The sequence below is a fragment of the Corynebacterium frankenforstense DSM 45800 genome (genome assembly GCF_001941485.1).
In the GTDB taxonomy this organism is placed as follows: Bacteria; Actinomycetota; Actinomycetes; order Mycobacteriales; family Mycobacteriaceae; genus Corynebacterium; species Corynebacterium frankenforstense.
Genome location: NZ_CP009247.1, coordinates 2,253,443 through 2,277,867 on the forward strand (window position 1 = coordinate 2,253,443; position 24,425 = coordinate 2,277,867).

Sequence of the window (24,425 nt, forward strand, 5' to 3'; positions counted from 1 at the left end):
AGGCGCATCCCCCGCCCGCTGAGCGTCAGCCCCGGGGCGTCAGCAGCGCAGGCCGGTGGCGTCAGGCGCGCAGGCCGGTGGCCTCGTGCACGATCCAGGCGTACTCGAAGGCCGTCTGGTGCCAGCGGGCGTAGCGTCCCGAGACACCGCCGTGGCCGGCGGACATCTCCGTCTTGAGCAGGAAGTTGCCGCGGGCCGTCGCACGCAGGCGCGCGATCCACTTCGCCGGCTCGACGTAGAGCACGCGGGTGTCGTTGAGCGAGGTCACCGCCAGGATGTCCGGGTAGTCCTTCGGCTCGACGTTCTCGTAGGGCGCGTAGGAGGCCATGTAGCGGTAGACCTCCGGGTCGTGCAGCGGGTCGCCCCACTCGTCCCACTCAGTGACCGTCAGCGGCAGCTCCGGCATGAGCATCGAGGTCAGCGGGTCGACGAAGGGCACCACCGCGAGGATGCCGCGGAAGCGGTCGCCGGCCATGTTCGCCACCGCGCCGGCGAGCATGCCGCCGGCCGAGCCGCCCTCCATGACCAGGCGGTCCGGGGCGGTCATGCCGCGGTCGATGAGGTCGTCGGCGACCGCGATGAAGTCGGTGAAGGTGTTCTTCTTCTCCAGCTGCTTGCCGTGGTCGTACCAGGCACGCCCCATCTCGCCGCCGCCGCGCACGTGCGCGATGGCGAAGACCATCCCGCGGTCCAGCAGCGACAGCCGCGAGACCGAGAACGCCGGGTCCGTGGCCGACTCGTAGGAGCCGTAGCCGTAGAGCAGCGTCGGGCGCGGCTCGGCCAGCGGGTCGACGTCGGTGCGGTGCACCACCGAGACCGGGATCTCCGCGCCGTCCGAGGCCGTGGTCCACAGCCGGTAGGCGGTGTAGCGCGACGGGTCGTAGCCGCCGAGGACCTCCTGCTGCTTGAGCAGCGTCCGCTCGCCGTCGGCGACCCGGTACTGCAGCAGCTGCGCCGGGGTGGTGAACGAGCCGTAGGACAGGCGCACCACCGGCGCGTCCCACTCGGGGTTGCCCACCACGCCGACGGTGTAGAGCTCCTCGTCGAAGGTGATCTCCTCGAAGCTGCCGAAGCCGCGCTCGTCGACCTCACCGGTCAGCCGCATCACCGCCGCGCGTCCGATGCCCTCGGCGCGGTAGCCCAGGAAGATCTGGTCGCGGTAGCAGTCCACGCCCTCGACACGGGCGGACTCGCTGTGCGCAACCAGCTCGTGCATGTCCTCGAAGGCCGGCAGCTCGTCGCCGAGCGTGCCCACCGGGCACTCGGCCACCGCGGAGTTCGGGCCGGTGGCGTTGTGGGTGACCACCCAGCGGTCCACACCGCCGACGACGGCGTGGTCGACGTCGTACTCGACGCCGTCGCGGCGCGGCCAGAGCACCTTGAACTCGGACTCCGGCTCGTCGACCGGGGCGACCCACGCCTCGGTGGTCAGCTTCGAGCTGGTGACGATGAACATGTACTTGCGCGAACGCGTCGAGCCGACACCGACGTTGAACCGGGCGTTGTCCTCGCGGAAGACGCAGACGTCCTCGGACTGCGGGGTGCCCAGCCGGTGGCGCCACACGGCGTCGGGCCGCCAGGCGTCATCGACGGTGGTGTAGAAGAGGAAGTCCTCGCCGGCCCAGGCCGCGCCGTAGAAGATGTTCTCGAGGCGGTCCTCGAGAAGCTCACCGGTCTCCAGGTTCTTCACGCGCAGCTCGAAGCGCTCGTCGCCGGCGGTGTCCACGGAGTAGGCCAGCAGCCGCCCGGAGTCGGTGACCGAGGAGGCGCCGAGGGCGAAGAACTCGTGGCCCTCGGCCAGCTCGTTGAGGTCGAGGATGATCTGCTCGCCCTCGGGGCGGCCCTCCTCCGGGATGACCGGCGGGGTCCAGGGATCGGCCTCCTTGTCCACCGGGATGCGGCAGGAGAAGCCGTAGTCGCGGCCCTCCTCGGTGCGCCCGTAGTACCACCAGTCGCCGGAGCGCTGCGGCACGGACATGTCGGTCTGCTTGATGCGCGAGGAGATCTCGGCGTAGATGTTCCCGCGCAGCTTCTCCAGGCCGGCGGTGGCGGCCTCGGTGTGGGCGTTCTCCGCCTCGAGGTAGGCGATCGTCTCCGGGTCGCTCTTGTCACGCAGCCACTCGTAGTCGTCCATGAAGCTGATGCCGTGGTGCAGGCGCTCGACGGTGCGCACCGGAGCGGTCGGCGCGGCGGGCACCTCGGCACCACCGGCGGCGTCGCGCCCACCGGCGACGTCGGGGAGCTCGGGCAGCTCCTGGGTCGCGGGCACCGGTTCGGCGGGATGATCGGGTCGAGAGGAATTCATGGGACCCGATGCTAGTGATCACCGCGCCGGGTGCGACGTGGGGCGGGGCATGCCGGGGTACGGCACCCGCCCGCGGGTGCTAGACGGCACGCCGACGCCGGTCCAGCGCGCTGCGCGCCGCGGCGACCTCGTGGCGGGTCGGGCGGGGTTTGGCCGAGGCGCATCGAGCGGGGTCGACGGCACAGGCGGGCACGGATTTACCGACCCCCGGTCGGTAGCCGGAAAGTGCCCACTTTCTGACCTGCGGCGATGCAGGCCCCATTTCAGGATTACCGGCCCGCGGCCGGTAAAAGCAGCGGTGAGCGGGTGTGCGGCGGGGTGGTAACAGCCGCGTGGTGGGTCGGGTGGCACGCCGAGCCGGGTGGTGGGCCCCGCTCAGCCGCGGGAACCGCACTCAGCCCTGGCGCCCCGCTCAGCCGAGGGAGCCGCGCTCGACGACCTCGCCGTCGAGGCGCACCACCCCGCCGGACTCGCCGCGCATCAGGCCCAGCAGCATCTTGACCGCCGCCTTGCCCATCTCGCGGTGCGGCGGCACGAAGGCCGTGATGCCCGGGCCGAAGAAGCGGTACCACTCGGGGTCGTCGAACCCGGCCAGACGCATGTCCTCGGGGACCTGCAGGCCGCGGTCGCACAGGCAGCGCACCGCGCCGGCCATCAGACGCGGGGAGGCGGCGATCAGCGTGCCCGGCGCGCTCGCGGGGTCCTTGAGCACCTCGGCCGTCAGGTCGTAGCCGGAGGTCGCGGTGTAGACGCCGTGGCGGACCTCGAGCTCGGCCCCGACTTCCTCGGCCGCCCGCTCGAGGCCGGCCAGGCGCGCCCGCGTCGTGGACAGCCCCGCCTGGCCGAGCAGCACCACCGCCCGCTCGCCGGGACGCAGCGCGAGGCGACCCAGGCGGGCGAAGCCGTCGCGCTCGTCGCAGACCACGGCCGCGACGTCCGTGCCGAGGTCGGATCGGTTGAGCTGCACCAGGGGCGCCTCGTCGGTGGCGCGGGCGCCGGGGACCGGGACCTGGATGACGCCGGCGACGCGGTGCTGGATCATGGAGTCGACCACGGCGTCCTGCTCGGCGGCGTCGGCGGCCGCGGCGACGATCATCTGGTAGCCCGCGGCGGTCAGCTCCTCGTGGATGACCTGCGTGGCGTCCGAGTAGAACTCGTTGAGCAGGTCCGGCAGGATCACGCCGACGAGGTTGGTGCGGTCCTCGCGGAGCGCCTTGGCCAGGATGTTCGGCCGGTAGTCGAGCTCGTGGGCGGCGGCGAGCACCTTCTCGCGCGTCTGCGGCGAGACGTAGCCGTTGCCGGTCAGCGCGCGGGAGGCCGTGCCGTAACCGACACCGGCCAACTCCGCGACCGCCTTCAACGAGGGTTTCGAGCTCACCCGGGTGATTTTAGCGGGCCGCCCGGCGCGGCCCGGGCGGGTGTCGGCGCGCCCGGGGCGCTCGGACTCGCCCTTTCGGGCGCCCGCACCCGCGGGGACGGGCGCACCCGCCGCAGCGGAGCGCCGGGCCCCGGGAACCAACCCGGGGCCCGGCGCGGAACCGCCCGGCGCGTCAACGCGCGACGTCGTCAAGCGGGACCACTCACCAGAACCCGATGAGGTTCATCCACGCACCGCCGACCACGATCCAGATCGTCAGCGAGGCGACGCCGGCGATCGCGGCGGTGCGCCACCACTCGCCGACCTGGATGTAGTTCATGCCGAACAGGGTCGGCGAGGCGCCGCCGGCGTACTGCGTCAGCGAGGTGAACAGGTTCGACGTGTAGGCCAGCACCAGCGCGCTCATCAGCGGCGGGGCCCCCAGCGCGATGGCCGCGCCGAGGAAGGCGATGTACATCGCGGAGATGTGCGCCGTCGCCGAGGCGAACAGGTAGTGGCTGAAGAAGTAGATCACCACGAGCAGCACCAGCGCCAGGCCCCAGTGCATGCCGCCCAGGCCGGAGGCGATCAGCTCGGAGATCCAGTCGATGAAGCCGAACTTCGACAGCGCCGTGGCCATCATGTACAGCACCGCGAACCAGACCATGGTGTCCCAGGCCGCCTTCTCGCGGATGACGTCCTCCCAGGTCAGCACGGAGGTGATCAGCAGGATGATCACGCCGACGAAGGCCGTCGTGGTCGCGGAGATGCCCAGCACCAGGTCACCGAGGGTCCACAGGAGCAGCAGCACCACGAAGGTCCCGGCGAGCACCTTCTCGCCGTAGGTGAGCGGGCCGAGGTTGCGCAGCTCGCCCTGGGCCATGGTCTTGACCTTCGGGGTCTCCTTCAGCTCCGGCGGGTAGACCAGGTAGACCACGTAGGGCACCACGATCAGCGCGACGATGCCGGGCACGATCGCGCCGAGCGCCCAGTTGGTCCAGGTGATCTCGACGCCCAGCTGGCCGGCGAGCGAGGCGATCAGCGGGTTGCCCGCCATGGCGGTCAGGAAGATCGCGCAGGTGATGGCGTTGACCTGGCCGACGTTCATCGCCAGGAAGGCGCCGGCGCGCCGCCGGGTCGGGCCGGGCTCGGACTCGTAGGTCAGTGCCACGGACTTCATGATCGGCGCCATGATGCCGCCACCGCGCGCCGTGGCCGAGGGGATCGCCGGGGAGAGCACGAAGTCCGCCATCGCCAGCCCGTAGGAGACGCCCATCATCTTGCCGCCCACCTTCGAGACGAAGAAGAGCGCGATGCGCCGGCCTAGGCCCGTCTTGACGAAGCCGCGCGAGATCAGGAACGCCATGACGATCAGCCAGATCGTCGAGTTGCCGAAGCCCATCAGCGCGTACGCCGCGCCCGGGTCGTCCTTCGGCGCCGTCAGCGGGATCAGCCCGGTGAGCACGCCGATGACCATGCCGATGATCGTCACCGCGCCCATCGGCATCGGCTTGAGGATGATCGCCACGATCGTCGCGACGAACAGCCCGAACATCCGCCAGGCCTGGTCGCTCAGCGCCTCCGGGTGGGGGCAGAACCACAGGCCGGCGAAGATGGCCAGCGGGACGCCGAAGCGCCAGGCCAGGTCGACCCAGTGGGCGCGCCCGGGCGCGTCGACCTTGCCCTCCGGCGCCTTCGTCGCCGTCTGCTTGCCGACGCCCGCGTGCCCCGCCGTGGGCGGTTGCGTCGCGGTCGGCGCGTCACCGGTGGCGGCGGTGCCGGCGGTGCCGGCGGCCGGGTCGGCGCCGGTGGCGCCGGTGGTGGCGGCCGGGTCGGCGCCGGGCTCCCCGTTTTTCATGGTGCTACTCCTCTGGCCTGGTGGTTCTGGGTGGGTGTTTCCTCAGGGCGGGGTCAGGCGTCCATGCCGCGCCAGCGGGCGACGGCCTCCTCGACCATCTGCGCGGCCTCGCCGACGTAGTGCTCCGGCTTGACGAACTCGTCCGGCAGGAGATCCTCCTTGCCGTGCTCGCGTGCGATGACCGGCAGCTCCTCCTGGAAGTGGGTGTGGGTCTCGCGGGCCTTGGTGCAGGCCTCGTAGACGAGGTCGTGCGCCTTCTCGCGGCCCAGCGCCGGGGCGAGCTGGATCATCTGGGCCTCGGCCATGATCAGACCGCCGTCCAGGTCCAGGTTGGCGCGCATGCGCTCGGTGTCGACGCGCATGCCCTCGGCGACGACGACGGCCTCGTCGACGGCGGCGCCGGCCAGGTTGCCCAGCGTCGGGATGAGGAACCACTCGCCCTGCCACTCGCCGGCGGCACGCTCGTGGCCGGACTCCTGGATGCGCGGCAGCGCGGAGGCCAGCGCGCCGGCGACGGTCGAGATGCCGATCATCAGCTCCGAGGAGATCGGGTTGACCTTCTGCGGCATCGTCGAGGAGGCGCCGCGGTGGGAGTTGTAGGGCTCGAAGACCTCGGCGACCTCGGTGCGCGAGAGATCGACGATGTTGCGGCCGAACTTGGCGACGGTGCCGCAGACGGTCGCGCAGATCCAGCCGAAGTCGGCCAGCACGTCGCGCTCGACGTGCCAGGAGATCTGCGGGTCGCGCAGGCCGAGGATCTCGGCCATGTCGTGGCGCACGGCCGGGGCGGTCTCGCCCTGGGCGGCGTTGTTGCCGCCGGCGCCGTAGAGGGAGATCACGGCGACGCGCTCGCGGGCCTGGGCGAGGCGCTCGCGCTGGCGGCGGACCTGCTCGAGCAGCGTGGCCAGGGTGGCGCCGAAGGTGGTCGGGATGGCCTGCTGGGCGTGGGTGCGGCCCGGCATCACGGAGTCCTTGTGCTCTTCGGCGCGCTCGGCGAGCGCGTCGCCGAGGCGGCGCAGCTGGGCGTCGATCTTGTCCAGCGAGCGGGTCATCTGCAGGGCCAGGGCGGTGTCCATGATGTCCTGGGTGGTCGCGCCGTAGTGGACGCGGCCGTTGGGCCCCTCGGGCAGGTGCTCGGAGATCTGGCGGACCAGGCCGAGGATCGGGTAGCCGACATTCTTGGCGTCGGCCCACAGGCGCTCGCGGTCCATGTTCTCCAGGACGGCGGCCTCGGTGATGGCCTTCGCGTCCTCGTCGGTGATCACGCCGTGCTTGGCCTGGGCCTGCGCGAGGGCGGCCTCGGTGTCGAGCCAGGCGGTGATGGTCGAGTCGGAGGAGAAGATGTCGAGCTGGTCGTCGTTGGCGGCGAACTGCCAGAGCATCGAGAACGGGGCCTTGTCGGTGGGGAACATTGCGTTTCTCCTTCGTGTGGAACGTCGGTGTGAACTTCGGCGGGATGGAACGTCGGGCGTCTGGATCGCCCGTGTGGAATCGTTTCCATCTGACATATGGAATCGTATCCATGTCGTCCGTGCAGAGTCAACAGTATGCCGTCTAATGTGCGTGGGAACACACAATCAGCCCCCGAAGAGCTCCCTATCGATTGGGGTGGCTGAGGTGGTTCAGGTGGCCGACGCCGGCTCGTCGACCGGCCGGGACCGCTCCCGAGCCCCGCCTCTGCACGGATTTACCGACCCCCGGTCGGTAACCGAAAAGCGCCCGCCTACTGACCTGCGGCGATGCAGGCCCCATTTCAGGATTACCGGCCCGCGGCCGGTAAAACCGACGGCGGGCGGTGGAGCGGGCTGGGCCAAACCGGGGCCCAGCCCGACGGAAGCCCAACCAGGTCCCCCACCCGGGCCAGACCTCAGCCCAACCCGAGCCCAACCCAGGTCCCCCACCCGGGCCAGAGCTCAGCCCGACCCCAGCCCGCCTGCCCCGGGCCAGATCTCAGCCCAACCCGGGTTCTACCAAGGCCAGATCTCAGCTCAACCCAGGTCCCCCGACCCGGGCTGCGCCGGAGAGCCCCCGACCCCGACCTGAAACGAACCCCTACTCGGAGTCCGTGCCGAACCAGCTGGTGAAGGACTTGCCGGAGACCAGCTCGTAGGCCTCGACGTAGCGGTCGCGCGTGGCCTCGACGACGGAGCCCGGCAGTGCCGGCGGCTTCTCGTCGGAGTCGCGGTTCCAGCCCGACTCCGGGCCGGTCAGCCAGTCGCGCACGAACTGCTTGTCGAAGCTCGGCTGCACCTTGCCCGGCTGGTAGCCCTCGGCGGGCCAGTAGCGCGAGGAGTCCGGGGTGAGCACCTCGTCGGCGAGCACCAGGTTGCCCTCGGCGTCCAGGCCGAACTCGAACTTGGTGTCGGCCAGGATCACGCCGCGCTCCTCGGCGAGCGCCGCGGCCTGCCGGTAGACCTTCAGCGTGGTGTCGCGGACCTCCTCGGCGCGCTCGCGGCCCAGCTTGTCCACCATCACGTCGAAGGAGACGTTCTCGTCGTGGTCGCCCAGCTCGGCCTTGGTGGCCGGGGTGAAGATCGGCTCGGGCAGCTTGTCCGCCTCGCCCAGCCCCTCGGGCAGCTCGACACCGCACACGCTGCCGGTCGCCTTGTACTCGCGCAGGCCGGAACCGGTCAGGTAGCCGCGCGCGACGCACTCGAAGGGCAGCATCTCCAGCTTGCGGCAGACCATCGCCCGGCCCAGCGCGGACTCGGGGATGCGCTCGTCGTCGGCCGGGCCCGCCAGGTGGTTCGGGAAGTCGATCTGGTCGAAGAAGAAGAAGCTCATGGCCGTCAGGATCCGACCCTTGTCCGGGATCTCGGTGTCCAGGATGTGGTCGTAGGCGGAGATCCGGTCGGTGGCGAGCATCAGCAGGTGATCCTCGTCCACCTCGTAGATCTCGCGGACCTTGCCGGCGGTCAGGTGCGTGTACTCGGAGAGGTCAGGACGCATGGACCGAAGTGTATTACCCGCTCCGGGCGCGCGGTAATCGGGAGCGGCCCCCGCCACCACCCACTCCCCCGCTTTCCGACGTCCCGCCCCACGCCGCACCGCGCCCACAGTGCCGTGGGCGCGGCGTCGGCAAGCGTCGTTTTACAGGATCTCCTGGCCCCGGTAGGCGGCGGCCTCCGGGTGGGCCTGGGCCAGCTCGTCGACACGCGCGATCACGCGGTCGACCTGCGACTGGGCGGCGCCGATGAAGGCGTGGCGATCGGCCAGGGCGGCGTCGAGCTGCGCCTTGTCCAGCGGCAGGCGGTCGTCGGCGGCCAGCCGCTCGACGAGGTCCTGGCCGGCGCCCTTCTCGCGCATGTCCAGCGCGACGGCGACGGCGTTCTCCTTGATGACCTCGTGGGCGGTCTCCCGGCCGACCCCGGCGCGCACGGCGGCCATCAGGATGCGGGTGGTGGCCAGGAACGGCAGGTAGCGCTCGAGCTCGCGGTCGATCATCGCGGGGAAGGCGCCGAACTCGCCGAGCACGGTCAGGAAGGTCTCGAGCATGCCGTCGGCGGCGAAGAAGGCGTCCGGCAGCGCGACGCGGCGCACCACGGAGCAGAAGACGTCGCCCTCGTTCCACTGCTGGCCGGCCAGGTCGGCGGCCATCGACTGGTAGCCGCGCAGGATGACCTGGAAGCCGCAGACGCGCTCGCAGGACCGCGCGTTCATCTTGTGCGGCATCGCCGAGGAGCCGACCTGGCCCTCCTTGAAGCCCTCGGTGACCGTCTCGTTGCCGGCCATCAGGCGGATGGTGGTGGCCAGGGAGCTGGGACCGGCGCCGAGCTGGGTCAGCGCGGACAGGGCGTCGTAGTCCAGGGAGCGGGGGTAGACCTGGCCGACGGAGTCGAAGGTGCGGTCCAGGCCGAGGTGGCCGGCGATGCGGTGCTCGAGCTCGGCGAGCTTGGTCTCGTCGCCGTCGAGCAGGTCGAGCATGTCCTGGGCGGTGCCCATGGGGCCCTTGATGCCGCGCAGGGGGTAGCGGCCGATCAGGTCGTCGAGGCGGGCGACGGCGACGAGCATCTCGTCGGCCGCGGAGGCGAAGCGCTTGCCCAGCGTGGTGGCCTGGGCGGCGACGTTGTGGGAGCGGCCGGCCATGACCAGGTCGCGGTAGGAGGCGGCGCGCTCGGCGATGCGCGCGAGCACGGAGACGGCCTTGTCGCGCACCAGGGTCAGGGAGCGGTGGATCTGCAGCTGCTCGACGTTCTCGGTCAGGTCGCGGCTGGTCATGCCCTTGTGGATGTGCTCGTAGCCGGCGAGCGCGTTGAACTCCTCGATGCGGGCCTTCACGTCGTGGCGGGTGACCCGCTCGCGCGCGGCGATGGACTCGAGGTCGACGTTGCCGACCTGCGCCTCGTAGGCGGCGATGGCCTCCTCGGGCACCTCGACGCCGAGGTCGCGCTGCGCGCGCAGCACCGCGATCCACAGGCGCCGCTCCAGGACGATCTTGTGCTCCGGGCTCCACAGCTCCGTCAGCTCGGGGGAGGCGTAGCGGGACGCCAGGACATTCGCGATCTGCTTCTTCTCAGCCATGTCCCCCATTATTGCCGACGCCCGCTCCCCACCCCCCGTGGTGCACCCCGTGCGGTGGGCGGTGGGGGCGGGCGTCCCGTGTGCCCGGGCCGGCGAGAGCAGGACCGGTCCCGCGGGCTCCCCTTTGGGCTCCCCTTTGGGGCCCGTCTGGGCATTTTGTTGCTGTTTGTCCGAGGCCCTTGGGTCCCCTCTGGGCATTTTGTTGCTGTTTGTCCGAGGCCCCGAAAACTGACCTGGGCAAACGCCGAAGCAGCCCGACAAACCTACACAAAATGCCCACGGGCCCCAGGCCAGAACCCCACAGCCACCTACCCAAGGCCCCATGACCACCGCCCCACCCCAGAAACCCACCCAACCCCATCCCCGCCCCGCCTCTCCGGTTGCGTCACCCCACCCGGAGTGATTCAGTGCACTTGTGGATCTCGGGGGAGAACTTCTTGTCATGCGCGCCCTAGGGAAGCGCGCCCGCAACCGCATCTACGCCGACCACCGCGCGGGCCGCATGATCCGCCTCGCACCCGGGGTCTTCGTGGCGAAGAGCGAGTGGCACGAGCTCAAACGGCCCGCACGCGCGATGTTCCAGGCCGCCGCGGCGCAGGTCTCACTTCCCGGCAGCGTGATCACGGGACAGACGGGCGCACTGATCAACGGCCTCCACCTGCACGTTTCCGACCGCGAGATCACCGTCGACATCCTCCTCCCCCAAAACATCCGCGCCCGCGACCGCCCCGACGTGCGCATCTTCACCGCACCCGCTTCCGCCGGCGACATCGGCGGACAGGCCGGGTACCTCGAGATCGGCGGGCACCGGGTCGCGGTCCTCGACCCGACGCAGTGCGCACTCGACGCCGCGCGCCTCGACGGGTTCCTGCACAGCCTCGTCCCGCTGGAACACGCACTGCACCTCGGACTCGCGAACCCGGAGTCCATCAGCACGGCCCTCGGCCGGCGCCTCCTGACGCGCGGCATCGCACGCGCGCGCCGCGTGGCCTCCCTCGCGGGCCCGTGGAGCGAGTCCCCGCAGGAGACGAGGTTGCGTGTCCGGCTTCGTGAGCTGGGGCTTCACCCTGTGCAGCAGGCTGAGATTTACGACGAATGCGGGGTGTTGCTCGGGCGCGCCGACTTCCTGTTTCCGGACTCCGGGTTGGTCGTCGAGTACGAGGGCGCGGCGAAGACCGCGGGGCCGGCCGGCGCGCAGCGGGCCTCCCATGAGCTGGAGCGCGCCCGACTCCTGACGAATGCGGGGCTGACGCTGCGTCACGTGGATGCCTCGGCCTTCCGGCGGGGACAGATCTTCACCGAGATCGTGGATCTGCACCGGCGGTTGGCCGGGCGCGGGCTCGCGCTGGACCCGTCCCGGTGGTCGCTGCCGCCCAGCATGGAGGAGTGGGCGGCGGGGCTGCGGTACCGCTACGGGCGGGACCGCCACTTCACGCGGGTGCGCCCGGGTGAGGGCGGCCGCTTCTACGCGGACGTGCCGAAGCTCCCCTACGACCGCAGGCGGGACTACATGGATTCCTTCCCCGAGGAGTTCCCGGGTTATCAGCCGACGGTCGACGGGTTCGTGCCGGACCTCGGTCGTGGCCGACGCCACGGCCAGCGGGACCCCTGGTTCCCCGGGTGAAATCCCGGTGCCGGCCCACCCGGATCCGGTGCCGGCCCCGACCTGATCCGGTGCCAGCCCCGACCTGATCCGGCGATCGTGTCACACGCGCACCACCAGCACCAGCGTCGGTGTTCGACGGCCTCCCCGTGGGCATTTTGTTGCGGTTTGCCCGAGGCCCCGAAATCTGACCTGCGGAAACGCAGAGACAGCCCGACAAACCTACACAAAATGCCCACGGACCCGTCCCGCAGGTGCAGAACAGGACCCGTGGGCCAGATCGGGAGGGCAGAACAGGACCCGTGGACCAGGTCGGTCAAGCAGAACAGGACCCGTGGGCCAGGTCGGAAGGCAGGACAGGACCCGTGGACCAGGTCGGGAGGGCAGGACAGGAACCGTCGACCAGATCGGGAGGCCGGGAAGGCCCGGACCAGAGGAAACTGGCCCGGGCCCACCGGACAGGGAGCGCAGGAACCGGCCGCCCGGGCCCTGCCCCCTCCCCGTCAGACCGGGATCAGAGCGAGATGCGCCCCTCCAGGGCGGCTGCGCCGATGTCGTGGCGGTAGAACGAGCCGTTCAGCTCGATGCCCTCGAGCAGGGAGTAGGCGCGCTCGCGGGCCTCGGCGAGGTCCGCGCCCTTGCCCACCACCGACAGCACCCGGCCGCCGGCGGAGACGAACTCGGGCGCGGCAGAACCGGCACCGGCCTCGGCCCCCGCCGCAGAACCGGCACCGGCCTCGGCCCCGGAACCAGCGTCTGCAGAACCGGCCGCCGTCCCCGCGTGCAGCACGTAAGCGTCCGCGGTGTCCTCGGGAAGCCCGCTGATCGCGTCGCCCTTGCGCGGGCCGGCCGGGTAGTCCTCGGCCGCGAGCACGACCGTGACCGCCGCGCCGTCCTCCCACTCCAGGGCCGGGTGCTCGGCGAGCTTCCCGCGCGCCACGGCGTCCAGCAGCCCGGCCAGCGGGGTCTTGAGCAGCGAGAGCACCGCCTGGGTCTCGGGATCGCCGAAGCGGGCGTTGAACTCCACCACGGCCGGGCCCTCCGGACCCCACGCCAGACCCGCGTAGAGCAGGCCGGAGTACGGCTCGCCGCGGCGCACCATCTCGGCGGCGACGGGTCGGCAGACCTCGTCGACGATGCGCTGCACGCCGTCCTCCGGCAGCCACGGCAGCGGGCAGTAGGCGCCCATGCCGCCGGTGTTGGGGCCCTTGTCGTGGTCGTAGGCGCGCTTGTGGTCCTGCGCGGGCAGCAGCGGCACCACGGTCTCGCCGTCGACCAGGCAGAACAGGGAGACCTCGGGGCCGGCCAGGAAGGACTCGAAGAGCACGGGGTTGCCGGCGGCGAGCACCTCCTCGGCGTGTGCGCGGGCGACCGCACGATCGGGGGTGACCACGACACCCTTGCCGCCGGCGAGCCCGTCGTCCTTGACCACCCAGGTCGGGCCGAACTCGTCGAGGGCGGACTCGATCTCCGCCTCCGCGCCCGGGGCCAGCTGCCGGGCCCGCGCCGTGCGCACGCCCGCGGCCGCCATGACGTCCTTGGCGAAGGCCTTCGAGCCCTCGAGCCGGGCCGCCTTCGCCGAGGGCCCGAAGACCGCGAAGCCCTCGGCGCGCAGCTCATCGGCCACGCCCGCCACGAGCGGCGCCTCCGGGCCGATGACCACCAGGTCTGCGGCGACCTCACGGGCCAGGGTGACGAGACCGCCTGCGTCGGTCACCGGGACGTCGTGAATCGTGGCGGTCCCGGCCATGCCGGCGTTGCCGGGGGCGACGTGGAGTTCGGGGCGGACGGGGTCCGCAGAAAGGCCCTTGAGCAGTGCGTGTTCGCGCGCGCCGGCGCCGATGACGAGGATTTTCATGACACTGAGTGTACGGCCCCGTAGGCTGAGGGCCATGAGTAGCGTGTTCACGAAGATCATCGAGGGCGACCTGCCGGGCCGCTTCGTCTACCGGGACGACCGCGCGGTCGCGTTCCTGAGCATTGAGCCGGTCGCCTACGGGCACGTGCTGGTGGTGCCGGTCGAGCAGGTCGACAAATGGACGGACATCGCCCCGGAGCTGTGGGCCCACCTCAACGACGTCGCCCAGACCGTCGGCCGCGCCGTCATCGAGGCGTTCGGCTCGGCGCGCGCGGGCTACCTGATCGCCGGGTTCGAGGTACCCCACGCCCACATCCACGTCTTCCCGGCCGACGACATGTCCGGCTACGACCTCTCGGCAGCCATCCCCGCCGATAAGACGGACCCGGCCAAGATGGACGAGGCCGCCGAGAAGCTGCGCGCCGCCCTAGACACCGACTCCGAGGGTCGCCCGCGCTGAATCCCCTGCTGAGGCTGGTCCCCACCCGCGGGCGCGTGCCCGAACTGCCCGGGCCCGCCGTCTCGCGGGCCACCGGCGTGCGCCCGCTGCTGGTTCTGCACGGGTCGGTCGGCTCGCCGGGGAACTTCGGCCCGCTCCTCTCTTCGCTTGCCGACGTCGCGCAGCGCACCGTCTGCGCGCCCGCGTACGGCGGGCGCGGCACGGCGCCGCTGGCCGCGGCGCAGGCCGAACTGCTGCCGGTGGCGCGCAGGTTGGTCGCTGAATCGCCCGACGGGTCCATCGACGTGGTGGGTCATTCGCTGGGCGGGCTGCACGGACTGCTGCTGGCCGGCGCCGGGGTGCCGGTGCGCCGCCTGGTGGGGCTGGGCGCCTGCTTCCGGGGGCTGCCGGCGCGTCTCGCGGATCCGCGGCTGCGCCGGGTGCCGGCGCGGGGCATCGTGCGGTTCTTCTCGGCGGGTGCGGCCGAGGTCATGACGGACCGGCCGGGCGAGGTGCCCGGGCTCCCGGTACCGCTGGGTTCGCTCTTCGACGCGGGCCTGAGCGTCGTCTCGGTCGTCTCCGACGCCGATCACGTCGTTCCCGAGGCGTCCTCGGATCTTCGGGGGTTGGCCGGGGCGCCTGAGGGGCCGGGCGGGGCTGCGGCGGACGCAGCCGGTGCGGACGCGGCCGGTGCGGACGCGGCCGCCCCGGATCCGGCACCAGCCTTCCACCTCGTGCGCGTGCACGGGGTGCGCCACGAGAACCTCCCTCAACTGGTCGACGAGGTCCTCGCCGCGCTCGACTGACGCGCCGCGCCGCCCGGGCGGTTCCCCGGCGGCTCCCCTCCTCCGCGAGCCCGCGGGATCCCCGAAAGGCGCTGACCGCCCGACCGCAGCCCGCAGGCCCGCGGCGCTACTCCGGCAGCCGCGCCAGCCGGATCGTGAACACGGAGCCCACGCCCTCCTTGGACTCCACCGAGATCGCGCCGCCGTGCTTCTCCACCAGCGACTTGGTGATCGCCAGGCCGAGCCCCGAGCCGCCCGAGGCCCGCGAGCGCGAGGTGTCGGCCCGGTAGAAGCGCTCGAAGATGTGCGCGGCGTCCTCGGCGGACATGCCGCGGCCGTCGTCGGCGACCTGCACCAGCAGGTGTCCCGGCCCGTCCTCGCGCAGCCGCAGGGTGACCTCGGCGTCGTCGCCGCCGTGGCGCAGACCGTTGGTGACCAGGTTGAGCAGGCACTGGTGCAGCCGGTCCTTGTCGCCCTCGACCATGGGCACCTCGTCGATGCGGTTGTCCACGTCGATGTGTCGCTCGGGGAACGCCGCCCGCGCGGAGCTGGCCACCGACAGGCACAGCTCGAGCATGCCGACGGGCTTCATCTCGAGCTTCTGGCCCTCGGCGCGTGTGAGCGCCAGCAGGTCCTCGACGAGCACGCTCATGCGCTTGGACTCCGCGTCGATCTTGCCCAGCACCATGTCGACGTCGCTGACCGCGCCGCTGCGGTAGAGCTCGGCGTAGCCGCGCACGCTGGTCAGCGGGGTGCGCAGTTCGTGGGAGGCGTCGCCGACGAAGCGGCGCATCTGCTCCTCCTTGGCCTGCGACTCACGGATGGAGGCCTGCAGGCGCTCGAGCATCGTGTTCAGCGAGCGGGCCAGCTGGCCGACCTCGGTGTCGGTGTTCCACTTCGGCAGGCGGCGGCCGTGGTCGCCGGCGGCGATCGCGTTGGCCGTCTCCTTGACCTCACTGAGCGGGCGCAGCGCGCGCGTGGTCATCACGTAGCCCAGCCCGCCCATCATGGCGAGCGCGACGAGGCTGATCAGGCCCTGGATGTTGTTCAGGTTCGCCATGATCGCGTCCTCGGAGGCGAGCGACTTCGCCACGACCGTCGTCACGCCCTGCTGACTGTCGGTGATGGTGCGCCAACGCACCTGGTCGCCGGTGCCGGGGTCGCTGCCGACGGTCTGGATGCCCACGCCGAGGCGCACCTGCCCCAGGTCCGGCCCGCCGCCGGCCTCGTTGTAGGTGACCATCGAGCCGTCCTGGAAGATCTTGATCACCACGTACTCGCTGGGCGGGCGCGCCCCGGCGCCGCCGGCGTGGAAGATCTCGGCGTTGTTGGCCCAGCCGCCGAGCGAGTCGTGCAGCTCCTCGTCGACGCGCCCGTAGACGGCGTCGCGCATGATCTGCGAGACCGCGATCGACGAGCCGAACAGGCCCGCCCCCGAGATCAGGATGATCAGCGTCAGGATCAGGAAGCGCAGCGAGACGCTCGTGCTCAGCGCAGCGATGGGGCCACGCCATGCGCGCCGCCGCCCGTACCGGGCCCGTTTCCGTTGCTTGCCGACGCCCCGTCCCTTTCGCCGGGTGCCCTTCCTTACGGTCTCCGCGCCCTCGGCGCCTGCGGCGCCTGCGGATGCGGTGCCGGTCGCGCCGCTGGTCCCGGTGCCGCCGGTGGCGCCCACCACGCCGTCAAAGCCGGCGGTGCCGGCTGTCCCGGTGGCGCCGGTGGTATCAGCCATGCCGTCGACGCCGGTGGTATCAGCGGTGCCGGTGGCGCCGTCGACGCGGGTGGGCGCAGTGGCCCAGGCGTCGTCGGTGTCAGCCATGGCCGACGCCGCGGTCGCGTCCCCGGAGCCCCGGACACCGGCCTGCCGGTCGTCGGCGGCAGCCGGGGCGCCGGTCTGCGGGTCATTCGCGGAGCTGGGGCCCGCCGCCGGGGTGATCCGGGTTCCCCAGGTGTCGGCTGTGCCGGCACTTTCGGGTACGCCGGACCCCGCGTCGGCGCCGGGCGCCGCAGATGCGGCGCTCGGGGCGTCGGCGCGGGCGTCGGAAATCTGACGCTTGGCGCGGTCGTCACCGTGCATACGTGGACACGCTCCGTCCCTGCTCTCGACTCACCCGCGTGGTGCGCGGGTGCTGGGTGCCCCGGTCCGGCGGCGCCGGGCGCGGGGTGTGGGTCAGGAGCGCGGGCGGCGCAGCACGTAGCCCACGCCGCGCACGGTGTGGATCAGCGGCTGATCGCCCGTGTCGACCTTGCGGCGCAGGTAGGAGATGTAGGACTCGACGACGTTGCCGTCGCCGCCGAAGTCGTAGTGCCAGACGTTGTCGAGGATCTTCGACTTGCTGAGCACCACCTCCGCGTTGAGCATCAGGTAGCGCAGCAGGTTGAACTCGGTCGGCGAGAGCTCGACGATCTCGCCGGCCTTGGTGACCTCGTGGGTGTCGTCGTTCAGGGTGAGGTCCGCGTAGGTGACGGTCGCGTCGTCGCGGCCGCCGTCCTGGGCGGCGCCCCGGCGGAGGATCACGCGCAGGCGGGTGATGACCTCCTCCAGGGAGAACGGCTTGGTCACGTAGTCGTCGGCGCCGATGGTCAGGCCGTGGATGCGGCTCTCGACGGCGTCCTTGGCGGTCAGGAAGAGCACCGGGCCCTCCATGCCGGCCTCGCGCAGCTTCGGCAGGAGCTCGAAGCCGTCCATGTCCGGCATCATCACGTCGAGGATGAAGGCGTCCGGGTGGAAGTCGCGGGCGACCTCGAGGGCCTCGTTGCCGTTGCCGGCGGAGCGGACGTCGAAGCCCTGGAACTTCAGGCCGACGGTCAGCAGCTCGACGATGTTGGGCTCGTCGTCGACGACGAGGACCTTGATCTGGTTGGTGTCATTGATGTTGTCCATGGATCCTGCTCAATCTCTCTGCTCGGTCCGGTGGGGCTAATGGCCAGCGCCGGGGTCCGGTTGCCGGTGTTGGGTGGTCGACCCGGTGCCTGGTGGCCGGCCGACCGATCCGTTTGCCCGGTGGGCCCCGTGCCGGCGGCGCGATATCTTCCGCCGGTTCACTGACCTCCATTAGACACGTGTGTCATCGGCCGTGCCTGAATGGTTGCTGAATGTTTTCTGTACGTAGTGAACCGTGTTCATGCAGGTCATGAACTTTTAGGCGGTGCGACAGGGGCGTGCGCAAAAGAGCAAATTAGGGCGAAGCTCATAGTCTCCGAGTTGCGTTACCGGGGACACAGACAAGTCTGACCCGGAGAGTCCGGGTCGCAGGACAGGGCCCGGGAGCTGCGCGGGTGTCTGCACGGCCTGGCAGCCGGAGTGCGGGCCCCTCCGCACGGCGGGCAGGCCGGGGTCCTGGAGTGTCGACCAGGTTTTCGGCGGGCAGGCCGGGGTTCTGGCCTGGCGGCCGGGTTTTCAGCGTGCCGGCCGCGGTTCTGGAGTGCCGACCGGCTTTTTGTGTCATCCCAGACCCGACCTTTCTGTGCGACCTGCGAAAACGTCGGTCGTTGAATTCCCCCACGACACATTTTCTCGGGCCCCGCCCTCCGACCCCCGCCTCTCCCTATCCCCGCCCCACCGTTCGGGTGCTCACACCGAGCAGCTCGGCGGCCTCACCGATGGTCCGATCTCCGCCGTCGCGCGGGGTCACGTCCGTTTCGCTCATGCCGATCAGTCTGCCGCTTCACGCCGCGTCAAGGTCAACCCCCGCACGCGAAAACCCCGGTCAGGGACCCTCTCGGGAACCTGACCGGGGCAGAGCAGCTGGGGTCGGAGCCCTCTACGGAGGCGCCGACAGAACCCCAGCGACTAGAACTGCGCGGTCGACTTCGGGATGTTGCGCAGGTTGGAACGCGCCATGTTGATCATGGAGCCGACGCCGCCGCCCATGACGGTGCGGGTCGCGGCCTTGGAGAAGCCCATCAGCATCTCCCAGGTGATGTTCGGCGGGATGGACAGCGCGTTCGGGTCGGTGACGATGTCCACCAGCACCGGGCCGCGGTAGTCGAGCGCCGCCTGGATGCCCTCGCGCAGCTTCTTCGGGTCCTCGATGCGGATGGCCTTAATGCCGGCGGCCTCCGCGATCTGCGCGTAGTTGACGTGGTCGTGGTCGGTCTCGTACTCCGGCATGCCCTGGACGAGCATCTCCAGCTTGACCATGCCCAGCGAGGAGTTGTTGAAGGTGAAGATCTTCACCGGCAGGTCGTGCAGCTTGACGGTGAGCAGCTCACCCATGAGCATGCCCAGGCCGCCGTCGCCGGACATGCTGATGACCTGGCGGTTGCGGTCCTGAGCCTGGGCGCCGATGGCCTGCGGCAGGGCGTTGGCCATCGTGCCGTGGCGGTAGGAGCCCATGTCGATGCGCTTGCCGTTCGGGGTCAGGTAGCGCGCGGCCCAGACGTTGCACATGCCGGTGTCGACGGTGAAGATCGCGTCGTCGGCGGCGAGCTCGTCGAGGATGTCGGCGGCGTACTCCGGGTGGATCGGCACGTGCTTGTCCACGTTCTTGGAGTAGGCGTCGACGACGCTCTCGAGCAGCTTGGCGTGCTTCTTGAGCTGGCGGTCGAGGAAGGATCGGTCCTTCTTCTCCTCGATCGAGGGCAGGATGTTGTCGATCACGGCGCCGGCGTCACCGACGACGGGGTGGCGCACGGTGGTGCGGTGGCCGATCTTGGCGCCGTCGACGTCGATCTGCGCGACGTTCTTCGACGGCAGGAAGTCGTTGTACGGGAAGTCGGTGCCGATGAGGATCAGCAGGTCGGCCTCCTGGCAGGCGTCGTAGCAGGCGCCGTAGCCGAGCAGGCCGGACATGCCGACGTCGAAGGGGTTGTCGTACTGGATGAAGTGCTTGCCGCCGAAGGCGTGGCCGATCGGGGCCTTGATCTTCTCGGCGAGCTCGAGGACCTGCTTGCGGGCGCCCGCGATGCCGGCGCCGACGAAGAGGGTGACCGACTTGGCCTTGTTGATCGCGGCGACCAGGTCCGCGGCCTCGGCCGGGTCCGGGTAGGCGATCGGGCGCGCGTTGGAGAACTTGGAGTCCAGGAAGCGGGTCTCCTCGACCTCCTGGGTGGCCACGTCACCGGGCACGACCAGGACGGACACACCCTTGCCGGAGAGGGTGGACTGGATGGCGTGGTGGGTGATCACGGCACCCTGCTCGCCGGAGTTGACCATCTCGCAGTAGCCGGAGCACTCCTGGAAGATCTGCTCGGGGTGGGTCTCCTGGAAGAACTGCGAGCCGATCTGGCGCGACGGGATGTGGCTGGCGATGGCCAGGACCTTGGCGCCGTTGCGGTTGGCGTCGTAGAGGCCCTGGATGAGGTGGGTATTGCCGGGGCCGCAGGAGGCGGCGCACACGGCGAGCTCACCGGTGACGACGGACTCGGCGCCGGCGGCGAAGGCGCCGGCCTCCTCGTTGCGCACGTGGATCCACTCGATCTTGGAGTCGCGCACGGCGTCCACGATCGGGTTCAGGGAGTCGCCGACGACGCCGTAGATGCGGCGCACGCCCAGCTTCTCCAGGGTCTTGACCAGTGCTTCAGCGTACGTGAGTGCCACTGTGGTGAATGCTCCTCTTGACTATCGCTGTCTTCTTTTTAAGTTGCACAGGCTATCGCCTATGGAGACAGCCTACGTCCAAGGGACAACAAAGAGCACACCAATGATGTGTGAGATCTCACGTTCCGCGGGGTGAACGTGTGCTCCGGCTCAACCGGGCCAGGTTTCGCTTGCCGACGCCGCGCCCCACCGCCGCTTGCCGACGTCGCGCCCCACCGCCGCTTGCCGACGTCCCGCGGTGTGCCCGGGTGCGACCGGGCGCGGGCGCGCGCAGGCGCGCCCGGCGCGCGAAAGCCCGCGGACCGGTGAGGTTCCGCGGGCTGGGCCGGCGGGTGCGCCGGCCGGAGGGTGCGGCCATTGAGGTAGGCGGCCGGCAGGTGCACCGGCCAGAGGGGTGCGCCAGCCCCGGTTCCACGGGACGGGCCGGACCGGCTTACTTCGCCAGGGCACCCATCGGGTCCCAGGCGGGCAGCACCGTCGGCTCCTCGTCCCGGGCGGCGAGCAGCTCCTCGGGCAGGTAGCGCGGCGGCACGGCGATCTCGAAGACGTAGGGGGCGAACCAGTTGTCGGCCATGGTCCAGAAGCCCTTGTCGGCCTTCTCGTCACCCCAGGAGTTCTCGACGCGCCAGCGACGCGGCGCGATCTCCTCGGCGGTGGCCGGCAGGTCGGCCGAGCTCGAGACGTTCTCGTCGGGCAGGTCGACGCCGGTGAAGACCATCGCGTGCTCCATCAGCGACTCACCGGTGCGCAGGCGGTCGGCCTTGTCCATCTCCATCTGCTCGGCGTCCAGGCCGTAGAAGCCGGCGCGGTCGTAGAGGTCGCTGGCCCAGTAGCCCTTCTCGCGGTCGGTGAAGGCGGTGGTCTGGCAGCCGAACCACACCGGGTGGCCGTCGACCACGGAGGCGATCGCCGCGCGCTTGAGCACGTCGATCTCCGCGTTCAGGTAGGTCACCTTCGGCGCGCCGACGACGTTGCCCAGCCGGTCGACGGTGTAGGCGTGGTTGTACCCGTTGCGCGGGTCGTTGACCACGCAGACGTAGTCGCCCAGGTCCTCCGGCAGGTAGGCCTCACCGAACTCCTGCGGGGTGAACTCGCCGTCGCGGTGGAAGCCGCCGTCCTTGTCGCGGTACTGCCACACGAAGGACTCCGGCGGCACGCCCAGGTGCACGGTCAGCACGCGGTGCACGGCGCGCAACGTCTCCTCGCGCGCGGCGACCACCGCGGCGTCGTCACGCGAGGAGCCGGACTCCGGCGCACCGGCGGCGGCACGCACGCGCAGCGCACCGCGGCGCAGCACGGTGTGCAGGTCGCGGTTGAGGCTGGCGGTGTGCTCGGAGGACCAGGTCTCCGGCATGGCGTACTTCGGCACGACGCCGTACTTCTCGATGACCGCGACGAACATGTTCCACTGGCCGCCGTCCTCGACCGGCTGGGAGAGCAGGCGCTGGACGGTGCGGTCGTCGAGCTCGCGGTCGGCGAGCTGGTCCATGGCGACCAGGAAGTGGTTGGCCTTCTCGAGCTTGTCGTAGAAGTGCACGAAGCCCTGGGAGAACTGGAAGTCCTTGATGTTCTCCTTGCTCATCACGGCCGCACGCAGGGAGTTCAGGCCGGCGAAGATCCAGCAGCGCCCGGAACGCTTCTGGTCGGCGACGGCCCAGTCGTCGACCTTGTGCGAGACCGAGGTGTCCAGCGCGGTGACGGCGCCGCGGTTGAGGGTGAGCTTGTCGACGTCCGTGACTGTCGCCGCGTTGGTGGCCACGCGCACCGCCGGCTCCGAGCCGACGGACTCGTTCCAGTCGCGGACCTGGTCGACGGCGACGGCGCCGTCCGCGGGGGTGTTCTGGCCGGTGGTGCTCACTTTTCTGGGTCCTTTCGGGGGTTTCGGGAGCGTTCCTGGACATTTCAGTGTCTCCCTCCCGTTGTACACCGGGCCGGTGGTGGTCTGGCCCGGGTGCGGCAGGTCCGGGGCCGGTCGGGCGGGTTTTCCGGGGCCGGTCGGGGGCAGGCCTGGCTGATCGGAGCGGACCCGAGCTGATCGGAGCGGACCCGGGCTGATCGGGGCCTGGCCAGCCCCGGTGGGTCATTACAGCCGGATCCCGGCCCCGTTCGACCCCACCGCGGCCCGGCGGGTCACGGTTTTACCGACCCGGGGTCGGTAAGCGATTTCGGCCGATTCCGTGACCTGCGGCGATGCGGGACCGATTTCGGGATTACCGGACCGGGGTCGGTAGACGCGGACACCGTGGGGCACATGCGGCCACGGTGGGGCCGCGCGGGCCGCATAGACTGGCGCGCCGGACCCGCGGACGGGCGGAAAGCCGGGAACCGACGGCTCCGAAGACCGACAAACCGATGGGCGGCAGACCGGGAGACCGGAAGAATAGGAGCACCTCGTGGACCAGGACCCGCAGGTAGGCCAGGCCGGCCAGGCAGACCAAGCCCGACAGGCAGGCCAGGCAGACCACGCCCAACAGTCAGGCCAGGCCGGGCGCACCGACGCCGAGCCGCTGACCCTCGTCTGGCTCCACGACGACCTCCGCCTCGCCGACAACCCCGCCCTGACCTGGGCCGCCGCCCGCGGCGCGGTCATCGTCGTCCACGTCGACGAACCCGAGTCCGCGACCGGCGTGCGCGAGCCCGGCGAGGCCGCCGCGTGGTGGCTGGACCAGAGCCTCGGCAAGCTGGAGCAGCGCCTCAGCGCCCACCGCGTCCCGCTCATCCGGGCCCGCGGCGACGCCGCCACGCTCCTCCCCCGGCTGGCCCGGGTCACCGGTGCGGGCGCCGCGACCTGGCAGCACCGCCACCACGTCCCGCTCGCAAAACACGACGCCGCTGTCGCCGCCGCCCTGCGCGCCGCGGGCCTCACGGTCACCGAGCACCCCGGCCACCTGCTGACCGAGCCGGCCGACGTGACCACGAAGCAGGGCGGCGCCTACCGCGTCTTCACCCCGTTCTCCCGGCGCGCCGGAGAACTCATCGACACCCCCGGCGCGCTCGGCGCGCCGCTGCCGGAGCCCGCACTGCACGGACCCGGAACGGACATTGCCGACGCCGCGCGGCGCGACGTCGGCAATCGAGGGGACGTGGCGCGGCGACGCGACGTCTCCCTGGAACGCCACAACACCCCCGGTGAGGAAGCCGCGCGGGCGCGGCTGGCGGAGTTCCTGCGCAAGCTCGTCGAGGGGCCCGGCTACGAGAAGGGCCACGACTTCCCGGCCGTGGACGCGACGAGCGGGCTCTCGGCGCACCTGCGGTTCGGGGAGGTCAGCCCCCGCGAGGTGTGGGTGACCGTGGCGGAGCTCGCCGACAGGGAGCCCAAGGCCGCCGGCGACGCGCATGCGTTTCTGCGGCAGCTGCTGTGGCGCGACTTCGCGTGGCACCGGCTGCACCACCACCCGGACATGGCGTGGGTGAACATGCGCTCCCGCTTCGACGACTTCGGCTGGGAGTACTTCCCCGCCGACGGCCCCGCCGAGCACCGTGAGGACCTCGAGCGCTGGCAGACCGGGCGCACCGGGATCCCGCTGGTGGACGCCGGGATGCGCGAGCTGGCCGAGACGGGGCGGATGCACAACCGGGTGCGGATGGTCGTCGGCAGTCTGCTGACCAAGAACCTGGGCATCCACTGGCGCCACGGCGAGGAGTGGTTCTGGCAGCGGCTCGTCGACGCAGACCACGCGGCCAACCCGTTCAACTGGCAGTGGGTCGCCGGCTGCGGGGACGACGCCGCGCCGTACTTCCGGATCTTCAACCCCGTCACGCAGGCCGAACGCTTCGACCCGGACGGCGAATACGTGGCGCGGTGGGTGCCTGAGCTGGGCACCGACGCCTATCCGGAGCCGATGCTGGACCTGAAGGCCTCGCGACGCCGCGCGCTGGCGGCCTACGAGCGCATCAAAGACCGCTGAGGCGCGGAATAAACTGACACTTTTCTGACACTCCGGCCGGCCTCATCGAGTGCGCAGCCAGGACAACCACCGCTGACCGGCGGAAACAGAGCTGGAGACGGGACTTGAACCCGCAACCTACGGTTTACAAGACCGTTGCGCTACCAATTGCGCCACTCCAGCGGACCACCCGCCGCCATGAGGCGTACGGGCGACGCAGAAAGCCTACCTTGTGGACTTCTTCGCGCACCACGTCCCCCGGCGCTAGAG

Annotated in this window: 15 protein-coding genes and 1 tRNA gene; 4 read left to right on the plus strand and 12 right to left on the minus strand. The window is 71.0% G+C overall.

The genetic code is table 11. From position 1 onward, the window contains the following. Window positions 1–61: 61 nt before the first annotated feature. The 6 genes from CFRA_RS09870 to purB form a co-directional block, all read right to left on the minus strand. Window positions 62–2,305, minus strand: a complete 2,244-nt coding sequence (locus tag CFRA_RS09870) for a S9 family peptidase (protein ID WP_083666949.1) — start codon at window positions 2,303–2,305, stop codon at window positions 62–64. Between the two features lie 412 nt (window positions 2,306–2,717). Then, window positions 2,718–3,683: a LacI family DNA-binding transcriptional regulator gene (locus CFRA_RS09875; protein ID WP_075664512.1), complete on the minus strand. Its 966-nt coding sequence runs from the start codon at window positions 3,681–3,683 to the stop codon at window positions 2,718–2,720. Between the two features lie 202 nt (window positions 3,684–3,885). Continuing rightward, on the minus strand, window positions 3,886–5,307 hold the full coding sequence (locus CFRA_RS09880; RefSeq protein ID WP_075665003.1) for a DASS family sodium-coupled anion symporter: 1,422 nt from the start codon (window positions 5,305–5,307) through the stop codon (window positions 3,886–3,888). Window positions 5,308–5,573: 266 nt separating this feature from the next. Continuing rightward, window positions 5,574–6,932 (minus strand): class-II fumarase/aspartase family protein, encoded by a 1,359-nt coding sequence (locus CFRA_RS09885; RefSeq protein ID WP_075664513.1) that lies wholly within the window; start codon window positions 6,930–6,932, stop codon window positions 5,574–5,576. A 640-nt stretch (window positions 6,933–7,572) separates the two neighbouring features. Continuing rightward, entirely contained in the window at window positions 7,573–8,469 is an 897-nt protein-coding gene (locus CFRA_RS09890; RefSeq protein ID WP_075664514.1) for a phosphoribosylaminoimidazolesuccinocarboxamide synthase, read from the minus strand. A gap of 141 nt (window positions 8,470–8,610) precedes the next feature. Next, entirely contained in the window at window positions 8,611–10,050 is a 1,440-nt protein-coding gene (gene purB / locus CFRA_RS09895) for an adenylosuccinate lyase (protein ID WP_075664515.1), read from the minus strand. A gap of 406 nt (window positions 10,051–10,456) precedes the next feature. Here purB and CFRA_RS09900 point away from each other — a divergent pair, with 406 nt between their 5' ends. Beyond that, window positions 10,457–11,665, plus strand: coding sequence for a hypothetical protein (locus CFRA_RS09900; RefSeq protein ID WP_156888006.1), 1,209 nt, complete (start codon window positions 10,457–10,459; stop codon window positions 11,663–11,665). A 493-nt stretch (window positions 11,666–12,158) separates the two neighbouring features. Here CFRA_RS09900 and purD read toward each other — a convergent pair whose 3' ends face one another. Continuing rightward, window positions 12,159–13,502: a phosphoribosylamine--glycine ligase gene (gene purD, locus CFRA_RS09905; RefSeq protein ID WP_075664517.1), complete on the minus strand. Its 1,344-nt coding sequence runs from the start codon at window positions 13,500–13,502 to the stop codon at window positions 12,159–12,161. Between the two features lie 34 nt (window positions 13,503–13,536). Here purD and CFRA_RS09910 point away from each other — a divergent pair, with 34 nt between their 5' ends. Together CFRA_RS09910 and CFRA_RS09915 are read left to right on the plus strand one after the other, a co-directional pair. Continuing rightward, window positions 13,537–13,962: an HIT family protein gene (locus CFRA_RS09910; protein ID WP_075664518.1), complete on the plus strand. Its 426-nt coding sequence runs from the start codon at window positions 13,537–13,539 to the stop codon at window positions 13,960–13,962. A 35-nt stretch (window positions 13,963–13,997) separates the two neighbouring features. Continuing rightward, window positions 13,998–14,747 carry an alpha/beta fold hydrolase gene (locus CFRA_RS09915; protein WP_075664519.1) on the plus strand — a complete coding sequence of 250 codons (750 nt, stop codon included), beginning with the start codon at window positions 13,998–14,000 and terminating at the stop codon, window positions 14,745–14,747. Between the two features lie 106 nt (window positions 14,748–14,853). On the opposite strand, the gene CFRA_RS09920 is transcribed toward CFRA_RS09915, so the two are convergent. The 4 genes from CFRA_RS09920 to CFRA_RS09935 all read right to left on the minus strand — a co-directional run bounded on the left by CFRA_RS09920 (window position 14,854) and on the right by CFRA_RS09935 (window position 22,126). Further along, the gene (locus CFRA_RS09920; protein WP_245797577.1) at window positions 14,854–16,545 is read right to left on the minus strand and encodes a sensor histidine kinase; all 1,692 of its coding nucleotides are present in this window, start codon (window positions 16,543–16,545) and stop codon (window positions 14,854–14,856) included. A gap of 351 nt (window positions 16,546–16,896) precedes the next feature. Further along, the gene (locus tag CFRA_RS09925; protein WP_211272328.1) at window positions 16,897–17,610 is read right to left on the minus strand and encodes a response regulator transcription factor; all 714 of its coding nucleotides are present in this window, start codon (window positions 17,608–17,610) and stop codon (window positions 16,897–16,899) included. Window positions 17,611–18,519: 909 nt separating this feature from the next. Beyond that, window positions 18,520–20,268: a pyruvate dehydrogenase gene (locus CFRA_RS09930; protein ID WP_075664520.1), complete on the minus strand. Its 1,749-nt coding sequence runs from the start codon at window positions 20,266–20,268 to the stop codon at window positions 18,520–18,522. Window positions 20,269–20,701: 433 nt separating this feature from the next. Continuing rightward, entirely contained in the window at window positions 20,702–22,126 is a 1,425-nt protein-coding gene (locus tag CFRA_RS09935; protein WP_075664521.1) for a C1 family peptidase, read from the minus strand. 535 nt (window positions 22,127–22,661) lie between these two features. On the opposite strand from CFRA_RS09935, the gene CFRA_RS09940 reads away from it, so the two are divergent. Then, window positions 22,662–24,176, plus strand: a complete 1,515-nt coding sequence (locus CFRA_RS09940; protein WP_245797579.1) for a cryptochrome/photolyase family protein — start codon at window positions 22,662–22,664, stop codon at window positions 24,174–24,176. A gap of 89 nt (window positions 24,177–24,265) precedes the next feature. On the opposite strand, the gene CFRA_RS09945 is transcribed toward CFRA_RS09940, so the two are convergent. Continuing rightward, window positions 24,266–24,338 (minus strand) — tRNA-Thr (locus CFRA_RS09945). Window positions 24,339–24,425: the final 87 nt, after the last annotated feature.